This is a genomic window from Amycolatopsis sp. NPDC051371 (genome assembly GCF_040682155.1).
Lineage (GTDB): Bacteria > Actinomycetota > Actinomycetes > Mycobacteriales > Pseudonocardiaceae > Amycolatopsis.
In genome coordinates this window covers 1-16,222 of record NZ_JBFBAG010000003.1, presented here as the reverse complement: position 1 = coordinate 16,222, position 16,222 = coordinate 1, and the positions used below count along the sequence as shown (strand labels likewise).

At 69.5% G+C, this 16,222-nt stretch carries 20 protein-coding genes and 2 pseudogenes; 10 read left to right on the top strand and 12 right to left on the bottom strand.

Annotated features, from left to right (window positions below; all coding sequences use genetic code 11):
* Nucleotides 1-16 precede the first annotated feature (16 nt).
* Both AB0M59_RS04525 and AB0M59_RS04520 read right to left on the bottom strand, forming a co-directional pair.
* Entirely contained in the window at nt 17-949 is a 933-nt protein-coding gene (locus tag AB0M59_RS04525) for an NADP-dependent oxidoreductase (protein WP_364608568.1), read from the bottom strand.
* Nucleotides 946-1,893, bottom strand: a complete 948-nt coding sequence (locus tag AB0M59_RS04520) for an NADP-dependent oxidoreductase (RefSeq protein ID WP_364608565.1) — start codon at nt 1,891-1,893, stop codon at nt 946-948. The genes AB0M59_RS04525 and AB0M59_RS04520 overlap by 4 nt, the downstream gene beginning before the upstream one ends.
* 94 nt (nt 1,894-1,987) lie before the next feature.
* On the opposite strand from AB0M59_RS04520, the gene AB0M59_RS04515 reads away from it, so the two are divergent.
* Nucleotides 1,988-2,455 carry a MarR family transcriptional regulator gene (locus AB0M59_RS04515; protein ID WP_364608562.1) on the top strand — a complete coding sequence of 156 codons (468 nt, stop codon included), beginning with the start codon at nt 1,988-1,990 and terminating at the stop codon, nt 2,453-2,455.
* On the opposite strand, the gene AB0M59_RS04510 is transcribed toward AB0M59_RS04515, so the two are convergent.
* Nucleotides 2,456-2,668, bottom strand: a complete 213-nt coding sequence (locus AB0M59_RS04510; RefSeq protein ID WP_364609689.1) for a hypothetical protein — start codon at nt 2,666-2,668, stop codon at nt 2,456-2,458.
* A 100-nt stretch (nt 2,669-2,768) separates the two neighbouring features.
* Nucleotides 2,769-2,996 (bottom strand): annotated as a pseudogene (locus AB0M59_RS04505) (transcriptional regulator); the annotation flags it as partial.
* A gap of 53 nt (nt 2,997-3,049) precedes the next feature.
* Here AB0M59_RS04505 and AB0M59_RS04500 point away from each other — a divergent pair.
* The 4 genes from AB0M59_RS04500 (at nt 3,050) to AB0M59_RS04485 (ending at nt 4,419) form a co-directional block, all read left to right on the top strand.
* Nucleotides 3,050-3,439, top strand: coding sequence for a sigma factor-like helix-turn-helix DNA-binding protein (locus AB0M59_RS04500; protein WP_364608559.1), 390 nt, complete (start codon nt 3,050-3,052; stop codon nt 3,437-3,439).
* 85 nt (nt 3,440-3,524) lie between these two features.
* Nucleotides 3,525-3,704 carry a hypothetical protein gene (locus AB0M59_RS04495; protein WP_364608556.1) on the top strand — a complete coding sequence of 60 codons (180 nt, stop codon included), beginning with the start codon at nt 3,525-3,527 and terminating at the stop codon, nt 3,702-3,704.
* Nucleotides 3,701-4,015, top strand: coding sequence for a hypothetical protein (locus tag AB0M59_RS04490; RefSeq protein ID WP_072477367.1), 315 nt, complete (start codon nt 3,701-3,703; stop codon nt 4,013-4,015). The genes AB0M59_RS04495 and AB0M59_RS04490 overlap by 4 nt, the downstream gene beginning before the upstream one ends.
* A 140-nt stretch (nt 4,016-4,155) precedes the next feature.
* The gene (locus AB0M59_RS04485) at nt 4,156-4,419 is read left to right on the top strand and encodes a hypothetical protein (protein WP_364608553.1); all 264 of its coding nucleotides are present in this window, start codon (nt 4,156-4,158) and stop codon (nt 4,417-4,419) included.
* 13 nt (nt 4,420-4,432) lie between these two features.
* Here the strand turns inward: AB0M59_RS04485 and AB0M59_RS04480 are convergent, their stop codons facing one another.
* The gene (locus AB0M59_RS04480; protein WP_364608550.1) at nt 4,433-5,083 is read right to left on the bottom strand and encodes an AAA family ATPase; all 651 of its coding nucleotides are present in this window, start codon (nt 5,081-5,083) and stop codon (nt 4,433-4,435) included.
* Between AB0M59_RS04480 and AB0M59_RS04475 the strand changes: the two genes are divergently transcribed.
* Entirely contained in the window at nt 5,072-5,677 is a 606-nt protein-coding gene (locus AB0M59_RS04475) for a hypothetical protein (RefSeq protein ID WP_364608547.1), read from the top strand. The two genes, AB0M59_RS04480 and AB0M59_RS04475, sit on opposite strands and share 12 nt — an antisense overlap.
* Complete coding sequence (locus AB0M59_RS04470) at nt 5,572-8,310, top strand: BTAD domain-containing putative transcriptional regulator (RefSeq protein WP_364608544.1); 2,739 nt, start codon at nt 5,572-5,574, stop codon at nt 8,308-8,310. The genes AB0M59_RS04475 and AB0M59_RS04470 overlap by 106 nt, the downstream gene beginning before the upstream one ends.
* A 127-nt stretch (nt 8,311-8,437) precedes the next feature.
* On the opposite strand, the gene AB0M59_RS04465 is transcribed toward AB0M59_RS04470, so the two are convergent.
* The 3 genes from AB0M59_RS04465 to AB0M59_RS04455 all read right to left on the bottom strand — a co-directional run bounded on the left by AB0M59_RS04465 (nt 8,438) and on the right by AB0M59_RS04455 (nt 10,436).
* Nucleotides 8,438-8,824, bottom strand: coding sequence for a hypothetical protein (locus AB0M59_RS04465; protein WP_364608541.1), 387 nt, complete (start codon nt 8,822-8,824; stop codon nt 8,438-8,440).
* 213 nt (nt 8,825-9,037) lie between these two features.
* Nucleotides 9,038-10,087, bottom strand: coding sequence for a hypothetical protein (locus AB0M59_RS04460; RefSeq protein WP_364608539.1), 1,050 nt, complete (start codon nt 10,085-10,087; stop codon nt 9,038-9,040).
* A 10-nt stretch (nt 10,088-10,097) separates the two neighbouring features.
* Nucleotides 10,098-10,436, bottom strand: a complete 339-nt coding sequence (locus AB0M59_RS04455) for a hypothetical protein (protein ID WP_364608536.1) — start codon at nt 10,434-10,436, stop codon at nt 10,098-10,100.
* A gap of 203 nt (nt 10,437-10,639) precedes the next feature.
* Here AB0M59_RS04455 and AB0M59_RS04450 point away from each other — a divergent pair, with 203 nt between their 5' ends.
* Nucleotides 10,640-11,419, top strand: a complete 780-nt coding sequence (locus tag AB0M59_RS04450) for a transposase family protein (protein ID WP_364609686.1) — start codon at nt 10,640-10,642, stop codon at nt 11,417-11,419.
* 1,408 nt (nt 11,420-12,827) lie between these two features.
* On the opposite strand, the gene AB0M59_RS04445 is transcribed toward AB0M59_RS04450, so the two are convergent.
* Nucleotides 12,828-13,475, bottom strand: coding sequence for a DUF3159 domain-containing protein (locus tag AB0M59_RS04445; protein ID WP_364608534.1), 648 nt, complete (start codon nt 13,473-13,475; stop codon nt 12,828-12,830).
* Complete coding sequence (locus AB0M59_RS04440; protein WP_364608531.1) at nt 13,475-14,104, bottom strand: TetR/AcrR family transcriptional regulator; 630 nt, start codon at nt 14,102-14,104, stop codon at nt 13,475-13,477. Before AB0M59_RS04440 ends, AB0M59_RS04445 begins: the two co-directional genes overlap by 1 nt.
* 56 nt (nt 14,105-14,160) lie before the next feature.
* Between AB0M59_RS04440 and AB0M59_RS04435 the strand changes: the two genes are divergently transcribed.
* Complete coding sequence (locus tag AB0M59_RS04435; RefSeq protein WP_364608526.1) at nt 14,161-14,295, top strand: hypothetical protein; 135 nt, start codon at nt 14,161-14,163, stop codon at nt 14,293-14,295.
* Here AB0M59_RS04435 and AB0M59_RS04430 read toward each other — a convergent pair.
* Nucleotides 14,292-14,573, bottom strand: coding sequence for a hypothetical protein (locus tag AB0M59_RS04430; RefSeq protein WP_364608523.1), 282 nt, complete (start codon nt 14,571-14,573; stop codon nt 14,292-14,294). The genes AB0M59_RS04435 and AB0M59_RS04430 overlap by 4 nt on opposite strands.
* 133 nt (nt 14,574-14,706) lie before the next feature.
* Here AB0M59_RS04430 and AB0M59_RS04425 point away from each other — a divergent pair.
* Nucleotides 14,707-15,840, top strand: a pseudogene (locus AB0M59_RS04425) (IS256 family transposase); the annotation flags it as partial.
* A gap of 8 nt (nt 15,841-15,848) precedes the next feature.
* On the opposite strand, the gene AB0M59_RS04420 reads toward AB0M59_RS04425, so the two are convergent.
* On the bottom strand, nt 15,849-16,222 hold a 374-nt coding region (locus AB0M59_RS04420; protein WP_364608521.1), incomplete at its 5' end, for an IS30 family transposase.

Below are 16,222 nucleotides of genomic sequence, written 5' to 3'. Positions count from 1 at the left end.
GCCGCGCTCGGAACGGTCAGAACGTGATGACGACCTTTCCCCGGATGTGGCGGCCGGCGAAGCCGGTCAGCGCCTGCCGGGCCTCGGCGAAGGGGTATTCCGCGCCGATCTCGGCACGCAGGGCGCCGGTCGCGGCCAGCCCGGCGAGTTCGGCGAGCCGTCCCGGGGGTGTGGTGGTGCCGGTGTAGCGAGCGGTGACGTCGCGGTCGAAGGACGGCGGCCCGCCGAGCGGCGAGACGACCAGGCCGCCGGGTTTCGCGGCGGCCGCGGACGCGGCGAGAGCGGGTCCGGCCCGGGCGACGTCGATGACGACGTCAGCCCCGTCGGGTGCCCGCGCGCGGACGCGCGCCGTGACGTCCTCGGTGTTGTAGTCGATCGCTTCGTCGGCGCCGAGGTGCCGGAGGTAGTCGCTGTCGCCGGCGCGTCCGGTGGCGAGCACGGTCGCCCCGGCCCGCTTGGCGAGCTGGACGGCGTAGCCGCCGAGGCCGCCGGTGGCGCCGACGACCAGCAGCGTCGACCCGGGCGTCAACCCGGCTTCGTCGAGCAGCGCGGAGGCCGTCAGCGCCCCGGTGGGCAGCGCGGCGCCGTGGCGGGCGTCGAGGCCGCCGGGGCGGACGGCGCCCGAGCCGTTCGCCTGGACGAGCGTGTATTCGGCGAACGCGCCCGAGGGCACGCCGTTCCAGGCGATGACCGCGTCGCCGACCGCGAACCCGGTGACACCCTCGCCGACGGCTTCCACCACGCCGCTGACGTCGACACCGGGGATGAACGGGTGGCGCACGGGCAGCTCGGCCCGCAGCCGGCCGGTGACGAGGGCGACGTCGACGGGGTTCACCGCCGCCGCCTCCAGCCGGACGAGCAGCTGACCCGGGCCGGGCACCGGCTGCGGCGCCTCGCCGATCTCCAACTGGTCCAGCGGGCCGTAGGACCGGGCGAGCAGGGCTTTCATCGGCGATTCCCTTCACTGGCGAACGGCTTCACGGCGAGCACCCGCTTGCCGCTGACGTGGCGGGTCGCGAGGTCCCGGTAGGCGTCGCGGACGTCGTCCAGGGGGTAGGTCCGGGCGATCGGGATGGTCAGCTCGCCCTTCCCGGCGTACTCGGCGAGCTGCGCCCAGATCGCCGGCTCGTCGGCCTGCTCCTGGGCGTCGGAGTGGACGCCATAGCGGTGGACGGCCCGGCCGTCGGCGATCGTGTTGATCCGGGCAGGGGAGACGCCCAGCTCGATCGCGACGTCGACGTTGCCGTTGCCGAAGGTGTCGAGGAACGCGTCGACGCCGTCCGGAGCCGCGATGCGCAGCCGCTCCGCCAAGCCGGGGCCGTACGCGACGGGATGGATGCCGAATCCCCGCAGGAAGCCGAAGTTGCCCTCACTTGCGGTGCCGATCACGGTGGCGCCGCGCAGCTTCGCCAGCTGGGCGGCGAGGACCCCGACGCCGCCCGCGGCCGCGGACACCACGACCGTCTCGCCCGGCCGCGGGGCAACGGCTTCGACGCCGGCCCACGCGGTCGCGCCGGCTCCGGCGATGCTCGCCGCTTCCGCCCAGCCGAGCCCGGCGGGCATCGGCGCGAGGGCGCCCGGGCCCGCGACGACGAACTCCGCCTGCGCGGCCCGCGGGGCGAACCCGAGCACCCGGTCGCCGACCGAGAACCCCTCGACGCCGTCACCCACTTCGGCGACGTGACCGGCGAAGTCGTTGCCCTGTCCCTCGGGGAAGCGCGCCGGCCAGACGGCCGCGAACACGCCTTCCCGGATGCCGATCTCACCCGGGTTCAGCGCCGCGGCGACCACCTCGACCAGCACCCGGCCCGGGCCGGCCCGCGGCTGGGGAACCTCGGTGATCTCCAGCACCTCGGGTCCGCCGTAACGGGTGAATCGCACCGCCTTGGGCACCGCCGGACTCCTCCCGACCGAGTTTGTTGATGCGTCCACAAACTAGCCACGACTCTGTGGACATGTCAACAAAGCCCGCGCTACCGTGGCGGGCATGGCTGGTGCGAGGTGGCTCGACGAGCGGGAGGCCCGGTTGTGGCAGGCGTACCGCGCCCTCACCCGGGACCTCCAGCGGGCGTTCGACCGGCAGCTGGAGCGGGACGGCGGCGTGTCCGGAGCCGACTACGCCCTCCTGGTGCCGCTGTCGGAGGCCCCCGACGGGGTCGTCCGGATGCGAGAGCTGGGCCGCGCGGTGGGGTGGGACCGCAGCCGCCTGTCCCACCAGGTCCGGCGGATGGAGACGCGCGGACTGGTCACGCGCGAGGAGTGCGTCGATGACGCCCGCGGCCTGATGGTGCGACTGACGCCGAGCGGCCGCGCGGCGATCGAGGCGGCCGCTCCGGAGCACGTGGCCACCGTCCGCCGGTACTTCTTCGACCAGCTTTCCGAGCCGGAGCAGGAGACGCTCACCCGGCTGCTCGAGCGGCTGGCCGGGAAGCTCGCCGCGGACGCCGAGGGGTAGCTACCGGGCGACGAGCTGGGCCAGCAGCGTCAGCGCCGCCTCGGACGGTGACCCCGGCTCGGCGGTCTGCACGACCAGCAGCTGGTCCGGGTCGCCGGCGGCCTGCCAGGTCTGCCAGGTCAGGTCGCCGACCAGCGGGTGGTGGTACTCGGTGAGCCCGGTCGTGCGCTCGCGGCTGTCTGCCCACCGGCCCGCGAACTCGGGGCTGCGGATGGACAGGTCGCCGACCAGCTCCCCGAGCTCGGGGGTCGTCGTGGTGCCGTCGCGCGGCGCGGTGGAGCAACGCGGTCGTGGCGCCCGCCGCCGCGGGCCAGTCGGCGAACAACTCGCGGGCGTCCGGATCGGTGAAGACGAACCTGGCCTGGTTGCGCTCCGGCCGGGGCAAGGACGGGAAGTCCGCGATAAGCGCGCCGGCGAGCCGGTTGCAGGCCAGCACGTCCAGCCGGCGGTCCAGCAGGTACGCCGGCGCGCGAAGTCCGTCCAGGAGCCGGTGGGTGGCCGGACGCACACGCTGACGCGGGAGTCGCGGTGGGGTGTCCATGACACCAGGGCGCAACCGACGCGGGCGTCGGATCGGGCTCAGGGTGGCCCGGTTTGGCGGGGGCTCGGCGGCTTCGACGGCCGGCCTCGATCCGCACCTGGCTGTACCGCATCGCCACCAACCGCTGTCTCAGCACGCTTCGCGCGGCCAGCCGTCGCCCGGCCAAGGCGTGGGACATCCCCGGCGTCGAACCACTCGAGCCTACCCGGCTCGGCGAAGTCGTCTGGCTCGAACCGTTTCCTGACGCCCTCCTCGAGCGGGCGTTCGACGTGCCGCTCGGCCCCGAGGCCCGCTACGAGCAGCGCGAATCCATCTCCCTCGCCTTCGTGAGCGCGCTCCAGGTCCTGCCGCCGCGTCAGCTGGCCGTGCTCGTCCTGCGCGATGTCCTCGGCTTTCCCGCGAGCGAGGTCGCCGGCATGCTGGACACGACGTCGAATCGGTGAAGAGCGCGCTCAAGCGGGCGCGGGCCGGCCTGGCGCACCGGCGGACGGCCGAACCGCCGCCGGCTCGCCCGCCGAGAACGCGATCGTGGCGAATTTCGTGCACGCCTGGGAAGCGGCCGACGTCGACGCCCTGGTGGCCCTGCACGGGACGGGCCTGTTCGTGATCACCCTCGCCGGCGACCGGATCTGCGGCATGATTCGCTTCGAGAACAGTATGTTTCCGGCGTTCGGGTTGCCGCGAAGCCGAGAGGGAGCGAAGTCATGACGGAGTGGTACGGGGTGCGGTGCGTCTTCCGGTGGACCGAAGCTGTCGAACCGTCGTACGAGGAACGGGTCACGGTGTGGCACGCGGTCGACGTCGACTCGGCGCTGGCGCTGGCCGAGACGGAAGCGCGGGAGTACGCGAAGGAAATGGGGGCGACTTACGTGGGGCTCGCACAGGCCTATGCCACGGGGAACGAGGAACTGGTGTCCGGCAGCGAGGTGTTTTCGCTGCTGCGTGACAGCGCGTTGCCGCCGGAAGAGTACGTGGACCGTTTCTTCGACACCGGCGACGAACACCAGGGCACGGCCTGACCCGAGGCGCCGCCACACCGCCGGAAACCCGCGCCGTGCTCACGGATGCGCACGGTGACTCCGAGTCTGTCGAGCTGTGCGGCCGAGGGACCTAGTTCGAATTTAGAGAACGCAACGATCTTGACCGTGGGCTGGGAGTCGTGGAAACGGCGAAGGGCTTTGAAGTGGTGACCGCCCAGTTGAGCATCGAACACCGCGACGTGCGGCCGATGCTCGGCGGCTATGCGGATCGCCTCGTCCCGGTTGTCGGTGTCCGCGACCACGTCGATGTCCGGTTCCGGAGCGAAGACCTCGCGCAGAGCTGTCCGGATTTCCGGCGACTGGTTCCACGATCAGGACGCGTACCAATGTCACCAAATGGACGTCCGGCCTGGTTGGGCGGCACTCACGCCAATGCCGTGTGACATTCCGAGAATGCTATTGACATCGCCGTGAGCTGGCCTGACGCAGATGCACTACAGACCACCTCAAGCCCACCGATCGGGTGGGCCGGAACAACCGATCGGGTGCGTGGTCGGGAAGGTGGGGAGATAGCGGCAGTGGCGTCCGCGGAGGCTTTTGCTCGCGCGCCGAGGACAACGGGTCGAGGTGGACCAGGTCGAAGCGGCGTTCGGTCTGGGTGGACGGGTCATCGCCGGCGTGGCTGCCGCGCGGCGGCGGGAAGATCCATTGGCTGGTGCGCGGGTCGTGGCGGCCTTCGCGCAGCAGCCCGGAGCCGGGAAGGCCGACCCCGATGAGCACCAGCGTGGTGTTCATGCTCATGAACGCCCGCATCAGGTCGAGGGTGTCCTGGTCGTCGGCGCGGTGCATCTTCAGCCGGGTGATGTCGTCCAGGAGCAGCACCCGGGTTCCGTGATCGTGCAGGGAGGCTCGGACGGTGCGGGTCAGCTGCGGCAGCGTGGTGCGGACGTGGTGGTCGGCGCCGTAGAAGTCCAGGATCGCCCGGCACAGGCTCTTCGGCGTCGCCGTGACCGGGGGTCTGGACGTAGGCGATCGGGGCGTGCAGGTCCCGCGTTCCGCGGACGGCAGCGGGGTTGAGCTGCTGGTGCAGGGCCAGTGCAGGGTCACCGCGGCACCTGTGGTAACTCGATCGAGAAGCCGGTCAAGTTCGTCTCGGTCGTCGGCGGTGCTGAAGGTCGCCGCGTCGCGTGCGGCTTGGTCGAGCAGGCTTCGAAGAGGGATGTCGTCGTCTCTCCGGAGGAGTTCGATGATCAGCTCATCGAAGGTCTCCGCGTCGATGCGCCAGGTGATCGCGGCCGTGGCCTGTTCCCGGATGTCCTGTACGGCTTGGTTAAGGCGAGCGTGCTCGGCGAATTCCTGGGAAAGTTCGCGGCGGGTCGCGGGCGCCGTAAGCGTTGTGTCACGGGCACGCCGGCCGGAGGAGGCTGGTGGCTGGGTGAGGTCGATGAGCATGTCGCCGGTGACGGCGCTCCACTGCTTATTGAGCTGGAACACCGCCGCGAACTGGACTTCTCGGCATATTTCACCTCCTGGCACCGGGTGAAGACTTCCGGAAACCATCCCGAAACCGCTCCCGGCTGGCGATACTGCACCTCATGGGGCTGGGGTTTCGCGTACTGGGGCCGGTGGAAGCGATGGCCGGCGACATCGTCTTGCCGACCGATGGGGAACGACCGCGCGTGGTGCTCGCCGGGCTGCTGACGCATCCGGGTCAGCGGGTCACGATCGCTCAGCTGACGCGCTGGCTCTGGGAGGACGACGGCCCGCGCAACGCCCGTGCGGCGATCCAGACCTACGTCTCCCGTCTTCGCCGTGCGCTCGGTGCCGCCGATGTGGTCCGGACCGAGCGGGGTGGTTACCGGCTGGCCGTCGCCGATGACGCCGTCGATCTGACGCGGTTTCGCGACGCCGCCGGGCGGGGGTGGGCAGCGGCCGGACGGGGAGAACACAGCGAGGCCGTATCGGCGTTCGAGGCGGCTCTTGGTGAGTGGTCGGGTGAACCGCTGGCCAACGTCGAGTCCGAGGTGCTGCGGCGGGATGTCGTGTCCGCGCTGCGCGAGGAAGCCCTGGCAGTGCGGGAGGCCCGCGCGGACGCCTTGCTCGCGCTGGGCCAGAGCCGCCGCCTGGTCGCGGAACTGACCGAGCTGAGCGCCGGGCACCCGTTGCGCGAACGCGTGCACGAGCAGCTGATGGTGGCGCTCTACCGGGAAGGCCGGCAGGCGGACGCGCTGGCCGTCTTCGACCGGGTGCGCGGCGCCCTCGACCAAGAGCTCGGGTTGGTTCCTGGTCCCGGGTTGCGGGCCGTGCGGCAAGCCGTCATCACCGCCGATCCCGCGCTCGAGCCCGGCGTCTCCGGGGAGTCGGACGTGCCGCGGCAGCTGCCCGCCGACGTGCGTGGGTTCACCGCGCGGGACCGTGAGCTGGCTCGGCTGCGGGCGCTGCCGCCGGGCGCCGTCGCGGTTTTGGAAGGGACCGCTGGGGTCGGCAAGTCCGCGCTCGCCGTGCACTTCGCCCACCAGGTCGCCGGCGACTTCCCCGACGGGCAGCTGTTCCTGGACCTGGCGGGCTTCGGGCCGGTCGCCCCGGCCGACCCCGCGGTGCTGCTCACCCGGTTGCTGTGGGCGATCGGCGTGCCTGGGGAGGAGGTGCCCGCCGCACTCGACGACCGCGCCGCGCTGTGGCGCTCGCGCACCACCGGGCGCCGTTTCCTGGTGGTGCTCGACGATGCCCGCGACTCTGCCCAGGTGCGGCCGTTGCTGCCCGGCTCCGGCTGCCTGGTGCTGGTCACCAGCCGCCGCCGGCTCGGCGGCCTGATCACCCGCCATGGCGCGAAGCCGATCACCCTGCGTCGCTTCGGCCGGCGGGACGGCGGCGCGCTGCTCGGCGGCCTGCTCACCGACGCCGTCGCGTTGCCAGGGACGGCCGCGTGGACGCGTGCGCTCGAGCTGTGCGCCGGGCTGCCGCTGGCCATCCACATCCTCGGCGAACGCGTCAACAGGCAGGCGGGGCGGTCACTCGAACAGGTCGTCGCCGAGTTCGACGAAGAAGCTGCGCTGCGGGCCTTCACCCTCGACGACGGCGAAGAGAGCGACATGCGAGCCCTGTTCGCCTACTCCTACGCCGCGCTCCCCGGCCCCGTCGCCCGGCTGTTCCGCCTGCTCGGGCTGCACCCGGCGGGCGGCGTCTCGGTGCGTTCGGCCGCCGCGCTGGCGGCGGTGGACGTGCCCGAAGGCCGCCGCCTGCTGCAGCAACTCGGGGTCGCGCACCTGGTCGAGCAGCGCCGCCCCGGCCGCTGGGAGTTGCACGACCTCCTGCGTGATCTCGCGGCGGAGCTCGTCGCGGCGGATGGCGAGGCCGAGGCCGCGACCACCCGGCTGCTGGAGTGGTACGCGGCGTCGGCGGTCAACGCCTTCGACGCGTTGCGCCCGTACATCGCGCCGGAGGGTGCCGACGGCCCGGCCGTCGAACGGTTCGACAGGCCCGACGACTCGGTCGCGTGGGTCCTGGCCGAGCAGGCCGGTTTCGTCCAGGCAATCGCGAAGGCGTACGAGACCGGACTGGACCGCCAGGCCTGGCAGATCGCCCGGCCGATGGCCCACGTGCTGCTCATGTGTGGTGAGTACGCGCTGCTCATCGAGACCCACCGGACCGGGCTGGCCGCGGCGACGCGGTCCGATGACCGGGTCGGTGAGGCATGGATGCGCAACGGGCTGGGCCTGGCGCTGCGCTGCAACGGCGAGCTGGAGTCGGCGCTCGCCGAGTTCGAGAGCGCGCTCGTCGCGTGGCGTGCCCTGTCGTCGGTGAGCGGCGAGTCGATGTGCCTGTTCAACCTGGCCACGGCGTACACCGCGCTCGACCGCCACACCGAAGCCCTGGACGTCGCGCACCGGGCGCTGGAGCTGGCGCCGCGCTCGGGCAATCCGATCAACGTGGCCGCCGCGAACGGCGTGCTCGGCGACATTCTGCTCAACTTGGATCGGCCGGTCGAGGCGCTGGTCTACGCCGAGCGCGCACTGGCGATCTGCGAGGAGGCGGAGGCCAACTGGGAAATCGGCGAGGCCCGCCACGGCCATGGCCGTGCTCTCCTGGGCGTGGGCCGTTACGCCGAAGCCGAGCGCAGCCTCGACGCCGCCGTGCAGATCGCGCGTGAGCTCGGCTCGAGCGCGCTGGAATGCGGCGCGCTGTGCGACCTCACCCGCGCTTGCTTGTTGCTCGGCGACGTCGAACGGGCCCAGTCGCTGCGCGCGGAGCTCGATGCGCTGGTCGAGGGCAACCCGGTGGTGGCCGTCGACTACGAACGGCACTTCGGGCAGCTGGCGGCGTTGGAGATCTGATCAGTTGGTTTCCGGTTCGAGCTGGTGGTGGTTGCCGGTGTTGGCGTTCCGGAGGCGGGTCGGACCGCCAACACCGGCTCACGTGTTCCTGTTGTGGATCGGACGTCCAGTGCGGGTGGACTCCGAGTCAGCTGGCGTGAATCGTGAAACAGGGCAGTCCTACGCTGCTGTAGCCGCCGCGGCCGTCGCCCTTCCAGCCTTGGGCGCAGATCCGGTCACCTTCGTTGAAGACGTGGTTGAGCGTTTTGTAGTCGATATAGCGGCGATTGCCGGTGACGTATTCGTCTTTGAGGTGGTAGCTGAATCCTGGGCCGAACAGGTCTGCGTGGTAGGTCGCGTTTCCGTAGGTGGTTATTTGCACCTCGAGCGTGCCGATGTAGCGTCCGTCGTCCCGGGAGACGAGGTTTACCCAGCGACTGTTGAACGTGCCTGATGCCCAGGCCGTCGAGTTCGGCACGGTCAGCAGTACGGCTGCGGCGATGACTGCGAGAAGTGCGTGGAATATACGTTTCATTTTCCCCCTTTGATGTGATCCGGTTTCATCCGGACGGAACGAGACCTCTGGCTGGTGCTTCCGAACGAGCCGTGTGCCGCCGCTGCTCAGCGTGTGTCGAATAGGTAGCCGGACACGTTGCCTGTGCGGTATGGCCAGCCGTGAGACGTTGAGCAGACCGAATGCGGCGCCGGAGTGGAGGCGCTCGGGCGCAAGCGGAGCGTGGCGCGGTCATCAGTTGCTTTCGGGTTCGAGCGAGTGGTTGTCGGCTTCGAACTTCACTCTCGTGAGAGGGGGTGCGGGAGGGTCCATGAACTGGCTGAGAGTGGCCTTGATCTGTTCGGTCAAGGGCTGGATCGCGTCATGGGTCTCGGTCACGATCTGGTTTGCTGCATCGAGGTATGCCTTGGCGGCGGTCGCGTAGTCGGTGGCCGGGATCATCTTGTCGCCGCCGTCGAGGAGCTTGTCGGCCGTGGTGGCGGCCATCGACGTCAACGGCGGCAGCACCGTGTTCGCGCCTGCAGCCACGTCCACGACGACCTCTCCTGCCACCACCTCGACGGCCGCAGCCAGCCCAAATCCCATGCTCACCAGCATGGCCGCGGCGGCGAAGACCAGGCCCCACGGGAACTGCTGTGCCTTCGCGACATCCTCGGCCTCCTTGGCCCGCATGGCGCCGACGAACGCGCGCATGAGCCCGATCAGGCGCTTTCGGCCGGCCAGCACGATCGAGGAGAAGGCAGTGATCGCGTCGACGAGCGCTGCGATCACCTCGAGCTCGTGGGCCATGAAGGTGTAGATGGCTCCGGCGTAGTTCTTGCAGGCCTCCGCCGCGTCGCCGCTCCAGTGCTCGAACAATCGCTCCAGCGCGTCGTGCAGGCCCATCATGCCGCCTTCGGGGTCGGTTTCCCCGCCGGGCGTGTTCGTCAGGTTGGTGCCCAGGTTGATGAACGCTCCCTGCAGCAGACGGTGCGGGGAGCCCTCGGCGCCGAAGTCAGCGATGACGGGGCCGGAGAGCAGCCTCGCTGCCGTGAAGAAGTCTTCGATGACCAGGTCCGGGATCGGCAGATTGTCCGGCCGGTTGTCCAACGGCGAGGGCCCCATCGCCGTTGAGCTCTTCGTGACGTGGTTGTTGATGCCGGAGTCCGGGTGCTGCACAGGTGCGCCGCGCGGTGCGGTGCACAGGTCAGCCCAGTTGGCGACGTCGGTGAGCAGGTGGATCCCGTCCCCGTCGAAGAACTCCTCGGCGAGTCCGGCGAAGAACTCCGGATCGGTGTTGACCACGATGCCCTCCTCAGCGCTCGTAGGCCGATGTCAGCTGCGAGGCGTGCGCTTGCTCGATGTGGGAGTAGACGCGGCAGGCTTCCCACAGTGCTTCGCTTAGCTGCTGCAGGGAATCTCGCAACCCGTCATGGGCGGCCACGATCCGGTTCTGCAGTGTGTCGGTCTGGATCGCGAAGTCGCCGTACACTTGCTTCGGGTCTGGGCCGATCAGGCCTGCGGTGCTGATGTCGCGGATTGGCCGGAGGTGGTCGGCGCCTTCCCGGAAGTGCTCGACCGCCTTGTCGACGTGCTCGCTAAGGATCTTCTGGAACGCGTCGAGATCGACCGTGTAACCCTGCCCGTCTGCCATCGATGAAGTCCCCCCGGAGTGCTGGCGCTCTGTGGCGCGGCGCTCTCAACACAACCCGCTCGCGCTTTCTGAGTTCTTACAAAACGGCGTCAGTGCAGGTCACGGATTCGCAATCGGGCTGTGGGTCAGCCCGCGGCGACCTAAGGGATGTCTCGTAACCCGGTGTCGGGCCGGCGGGACCGATAGTTGATCATGTTGGCGTGGTGCAGGTGATCACGGCGTCGCGGCCGGAGTGGATTGCCCCGTTCACCGGGCTGGAACCCGGCCAGTTCCGCAAGCTGGTGCGGCTGGTCGCGAAGCGCGGCGGAGACGAGATCGCGGACGGTCGCCCGGGCCGGCAGTGGGCGTTGCCGCTGGCCGACCGGGTGCTGCTGGTGGCGACGTACTGGCGGACGAACCTGACGATGCGCCAGATCGGGCCGCTGTTCGGGGTGTCGCATTCCGCCGCGCATCGGGTGATCGACACGATCGGTCCGCTGCTGGCGTTGGCGCCGGTCCGTAAGCGCCGGGTGGATGCGGTCGCGATCGTGGACGGCACCCTGGTCCCGACCCGGGATCACCGGCTGGCGACACCGTCGAAGAACTACCGCTATTCGGCAAATGTGCAGGTCGCGATCGACGCCGAGACCCGGCTGGTGATCGCCACCGGAGATCCGCGACCGGGCAGCCGCAACGACTGCACCGTGTACCGCGACTCGGGTATCGCGGAGGCACTCGCCGGTCGGCCGGTCATGGCCGATGGTGGTTATCAAGGTAATCCCGAGGTGGTCATGCCGTATCGCAAACCCCGTGACAGCAGCGAATTGCCGGACTGGAAGGAGGACCTCAACGCGACCCACCGCAAGGTCCGGGCTCGCGTCGAGCACGTGCTGGCCCGGATGAAGAACTTCAAGATCCTCCGCGACTACCGTCGCGCGGCGAGCACGCTCGCCGACACGGTCTCCGGAATCGCGAACCTGCACAACATCCTCCTCACCGACTGACCGCAACACCAGCCCCCACCAACCACAACCACAGTTACGAGACATCCCTTAGTCGGGAGATCGGCATCGGCCTATTCCGGCTGCCCGCGACGCATTGCGGGCGGTATGGCCGTCGACGGTCGTCTGGTCTTGCTTGCGCTCTGACCCCGGCGCTCTGCGCACGGGGGTCGGTGGACACGTTTGGTGAAACGGGTCTCGGATACCACGGGTGGCCACTCCGGGATGACCTACGAGTTTCCGCCCGGGATGCCGTCGCCAGATGCCGGGTGGGTCCCTGGGCCATGGGCTCTGCCGGCGGCATGCCCGATGAGCGGGATGGCCGGGGTGCTGGAATGCGTCGGCGGTGAAGCGGTTGAGGGTGCTGCCGTTGGTAACGACGCTGGCGCGACACGCAGGGGTGATCGCGGCGGACAAGCCTGGTGCCGGCCCAGGCGCGAGTTCTGCCTCGCTCCGCCTTGTCCTGCGTATCGGTGTCGTCCGCGCGCACGACACCGGTGGCGGCCAGGAAATGCGCTGCCTGTGGCTGGCGCGCTGATCGAGTCCGGCGGGAGCCGAGGACCACCATGATGGATGGGCGAACACGCAGCTGCCCATCCAGGATCCGCTCGTCCTCGTCTCGCCGCCGGATTCCCCACCCCCGTCGCTCCTGGCGTACCGGCCGAACGTGGCACCGCCGGAAGCGCTGCTCGTGCTGTCTCAGTGGCGACGGCCTCGTCGAGCAGAAAGGTAGCCAGCTCGACCGTTTCGTTCATGGTCTATGAGTCCGGAGAGACAGGAGTGTGTTCGAACTCGGGCATCGTTTGAAGGCCTGCTTCTTCACCAGGCCGAGCGCAAACGACTGGACCGCGGCCGTAGACCGGACCAGGTCGCCGGTGGCGAGTTCGCCGAATGGGGCCACCGGGCTGAGTGGCACTGCCGCCCGAACTACGACCGCGGGGCGGCCGCGAGGAGGTTCGGTGCGACCCTGATAGGCGTTCTTGCTTGAGGAGTGAAGCCGGTGGCTTCAGTCGGGCTTCGATTCGCCAAGCAGGGTGGGGCCGTCAAGCTTCCGCGTGGACGCGTGCGGCTCACGGGGCGTAACGGCGTACAGATCGTGAGTCGGCGGCCGAGGGCACTCTGCAGTTCAGCGACGCGCTGGTCCCGCTCGATGTTCTGCCGCTTACTGACGAAGCTGTGGTCCGCAAGCGGATCTGGCTGGTTTCGGGACGCCGCATCGGCGCATCGGGTACTGACCGGTGCGTAGGCCTCGTCGCCGAGGCTCCGCGGCCCGGTGATCTGCGGTCGAGGGATCCGGCGGCGATCGCTGCCGATGCTGTGTCCTTCGTACTCGTTCTGGTTGTTCAGGTCTTGCTCGATCCCGCTGCCTTTGCGGCCCCCCGCCATAGAAAACTGCGCGCCGATGGTGAGGTCACTGGCATGTCCCCGCGTGCGCCGCCCACGTCTTGCCGCGCTGGTTCGCCGGCGAGGCGCGCCGCCAGGCCCAAGTGGCCACGGCGAAGGCCGTCAGGGTGAGCGGGAAACCCGATGCGACCTTGAGCGTGATCAGGAGCACGTCGTTGTGATCGGCGGCCAGGAGGTCGGTGACGACGAACCGGATGACGGCCACCGCGGCGAGCGCGGCGGTGGCGAGGGTGAAGTCGCGTCCTCGCGCCGCGGCACGCCGGGCGGATTCGGGCTGGCTCACCAGTGCCCAGAGCACGCCGACGAGCGGCCGGCGGATCAGGATCGAGCCGGTCAACGCCGCGGCGGCGATCGAATACCAGGCGAGATCCGGCAGGAAGAGCCCGGAATCGGAGCCGGTGCTCCAGGCGAGGATGCCGGCGATCGTCACGCCGACGAGGCCGCCGGAGGCGGGGCCTTTGCGCTCACCGCGCCGGACCCGCGCCACCGCGATCACCGTGGCAAGGGCCGAGGCGAAGGCCACCGCGGCAGCCGGGCCGGTGAGCGCGTTCAAGGGCGCGAGCACGGTCGACGGCAGAGCGGAGAGCAGAAGTCCTCTGGCGGAACCGGCTGGGGATCGCAGTTCGTCCGGATCCGGCGGAGTGCGGTGCGCCATCACGTCCTCCTGGCCGCGGTGAGGGGGGCGACCGACTGAGTCGCCGCGTGCCGGTCGTCGCCGTAGCCGATCGCCATGCGGCTCGCCATGTCGACGAGAACTTCTCGGGCGGCGTCTGCCGGAACGGCTCTGCTCAGCACCATGGTCACCATGCCGTGCGGCATGCTCCACACCTGGGCCGCGCACAATTCGGCCTGCGTGGCGGTGACAGCTGTGAACCGGCCGGCTTCCACGCCGTGCTGCACGATCGCCTTCAGTCGCTCAAACGTCGCGGCGCCGGCGTCGTCGTCTTCGGGTGGCCGGTCGACGAACATCGCGCGGTACAGGTGCGGCAACAACATCCCGAAGTCGAAGAACGCCACAACCATGCCCGCCAGCGCTGCGACGGGATCATCCGGTGAGTCGAACGGCTCGAGCCGCGACTGCAGACGGGCGAAACCGTCGAGTCGGACCTCGTAGCGCAGTTGCTCGACGCTGCCGAAATAGGTGTAGACGGCGGCGGTCGAGACGCCGAGCTCGCGGGCCAGCCGCCGGGTCGACAACGCCGACGGGCCTTCTTCGGCCAGCAGTTTCGCGGCTCGGGCGAGCAGTCCGGCACGCAGAGCTGGATCCCGAGGACGAGGGCTCATGCAGTCATAGTATTACGGCGTTAGCTAACGGCGCAATGCATCGATCAGATTGTGGTGTGGCGCCGCCGTCGGCCACCACCAGCCGCGGGCCGCACCACCACCTGCCCTCTCTGGCCGCCGACGTCGTCGAGGAGTCTCTGCGCAAGGTCCTCGTGCTCGACGGCGGCATGGCACCGGAACGCGTCGACTAGTTCTTCGCGACCTTCCCGCTGCAGAAGCAGCCACCCGACATCGATCGGAAAGCGATCAGAAAGCCTGTTCCGGTCTCCTGAATCCCTACGCCGCGACGCAGCGGCAGAGCCTGGAGGAGACTCATGACATTCAACTCGAAGACGAACGCAGCGGACGTGAACGGGCGGACGCAGGAGGGTGGCAGGCGCGTGCTGCGCCGCGCGGCCGCGGCCATCGCGGCGGGCTCAGTACTCGGCTTGGCCGCTGTCGCGGTGGCACCGGCGGCCACGGCGAGCACGCCAGCCACAGTAAAGGCGCTGGTGCACTGCCCGGACGGATACGTGGTGGCGAAGTATCCCGCCAACGTCTACAGCGGGACTGTAAAACGTTCGGTGTAACTCCCGATCATGGAAGTGCACCCGATGACCGACATGATGTCCGGCGTGGACAACGCTGAAGACCCAAAGCCCGAGGAAGGCCTTGACGAGCAGCTGGTCGCAGAGCTGGTCAGCCGCGCCAAGGCCGGCGGGCTGCAGCTGACCGGTGAGGGCGGGATGCTGGCGCAGCTGACCAAGCGCCTGCTCGAGTCCGCGCTCGAGGGCGAGATCACCGACCACCTCGGCTACGACAAGCACGACCCAGCCGGCCGCGGGACCGGCAACTCACGCAACGGCACCCGCTCCAAGACCGTGCTCACCGACGTCGGCCCGGTGCAGATCGACGTGCCCCGCGACCGCGACGCCAGCTTCGCACCGAAGATCGTGGCCAAGCGGCAGAAACGTCTGGGTGGTGTGGACGAGATGGTGATTTCCCTGGCTGCGAAAGGCCTCACGACCGGGGAGATCTCCGCGCACTTGGCCGAGGTCTATGGCGCCGAGGTGTCCCGGCAGACGATCTCCACGATCACCGACAAGGTGGTGGAGGGCATGGTCGAGTGGCAGAACAGGCCACTCGATCCGGTGTATCCGGTGATCTTCATCGACGCGATCCACGTCAAGATCCGCGACGGGCAGGTCGCCAACCGCCCGATCTACGTCGCGCTCGCGGTCACGTGCGAAGGCCGGCGCGACATCCTGGGGCTCTGGGCCGGCGACGGCGGTGAGGGCGCGAAGTACTGGCTGCACGTACTGACCGAGCTGAAGAACCGCGGCGTGGCCGACGTGCTCATGGTCGTCTGCGACGGCCTGACCGGGCTGCCGGATGCGATCACCGCGGTCTGGCCGCAGACGATCACCCAGACCTGCGTGGTGCACCTGCTGCGCAACAGTTTCCGCTATGCCGGTCGTCAGCACTGGGATGCTATCGCCAAGGCGCTCAAGCCGGTCTACACCGCGGCGACCGAGGCTGCGGCGCGGGAGCGGTTCGCCGAGTTCGCGCAGGAGTGGGGCGCCCGGTATCCGGCGGTCGTGCGGTTGTGGGACAACGCCTGGGCGGAGTTCGTGCCGTTCCTGGCCTTCGACCCGGAGATCCGGCGGGTGATCTGCTCGACCAACGCGGTCGAGAGCGTCAACGCCCGCATCCGCCGTGCGGTGAAGGCCCGCGGGCACTTCCCGAATGAGCAGGCCGGGTGGATTCAGCTGGTCAACGCAACACCGGGTGGATTGCTGTCTGGTTGTGAGAGTAGCTGATCGAGTGCTTCGGCTGGGCTGCGCCATCCGAGGCGTTTGCGGGGCCGGTTGTTGAGTTCGGCGGCGACGAACTCGAGGTAGTCCGAGTGATAGCCGGACAGGTCGGTGAACTTCGGAAAGTACTGCCGAAGAAGGCCGTTCGTGTTCTCGTTCGTGCCTCGCTGCCAGGGCGAGTGCGGGTCGCAGAAATAGATGTCCAGGTCGGTCGCCGCGGCGATCTGGACGTGGTTGGCCATCTCCTGTCCCTGGTCCCAGGTCAACGTCCTGCGCAGAGTCCGCGGCAGCCTGGACATCGTCGCCGTCATCGCTTCCTGAACGT

Bases quoted from the DNA above. Each gene is read 5' to 3' on its own strand.
- AB0M59_RS04490 (WP_072477367.1), top strand. From the start codon at position 3,701: ATGACGGAGTGGTACGGGGTGCGGTGCGTCTTCCGGTGGACCGAAGCT.
- AB0M59_RS04470 (WP_364608544.1), top strand. From the start codon at position 5,572: ATGGGGCTGGGGTTTCGCGTACTGGGGCCGGTGGAAGCGATGGCCGGC.
- AB0M59_RS04445 (WP_364608534.1), bottom strand. From the start codon at position 13,475: ATGGCGCACCGCACTCCGCCGGATCCGGACGAACTGCGATCCCCAGCC.
- AB0M59_RS04525 (WP_364608568.1), bottom strand. From the start codon at position 949: ATGAAAGCCCTGCTCGCCCGGTCCTACGGCCCGCTGGACCAGTTGGAG.
- AB0M59_RS04515 (WP_364608562.1), top strand. From the start codon at position 1,988: ATGGCTGGTGCGAGGTGGCTCGACGAGCGGGAGGCCCGGTTGTGGCAG.
- AB0M59_RS04455 (WP_364608536.1), bottom strand. From the start codon at position 10,436: ATGGCAGACGGGCAGGGTTACACGGTCGATCTCGACGCGTTCCAGAAG.
- AB0M59_RS04440 (WP_364608531.1), bottom strand. From the start codon at position 14,104: ATGAGCCCTCGTCCTCGGGATCCAGCTCTGCGTGCCGGACTGCTCGCC.
- AB0M59_RS04465 (WP_364608541.1), bottom strand. From the start codon at position 8,824: ATGAAACGTATATTCCACGCACTTCTCGCAGTCATCGCCGCAGCCGTA.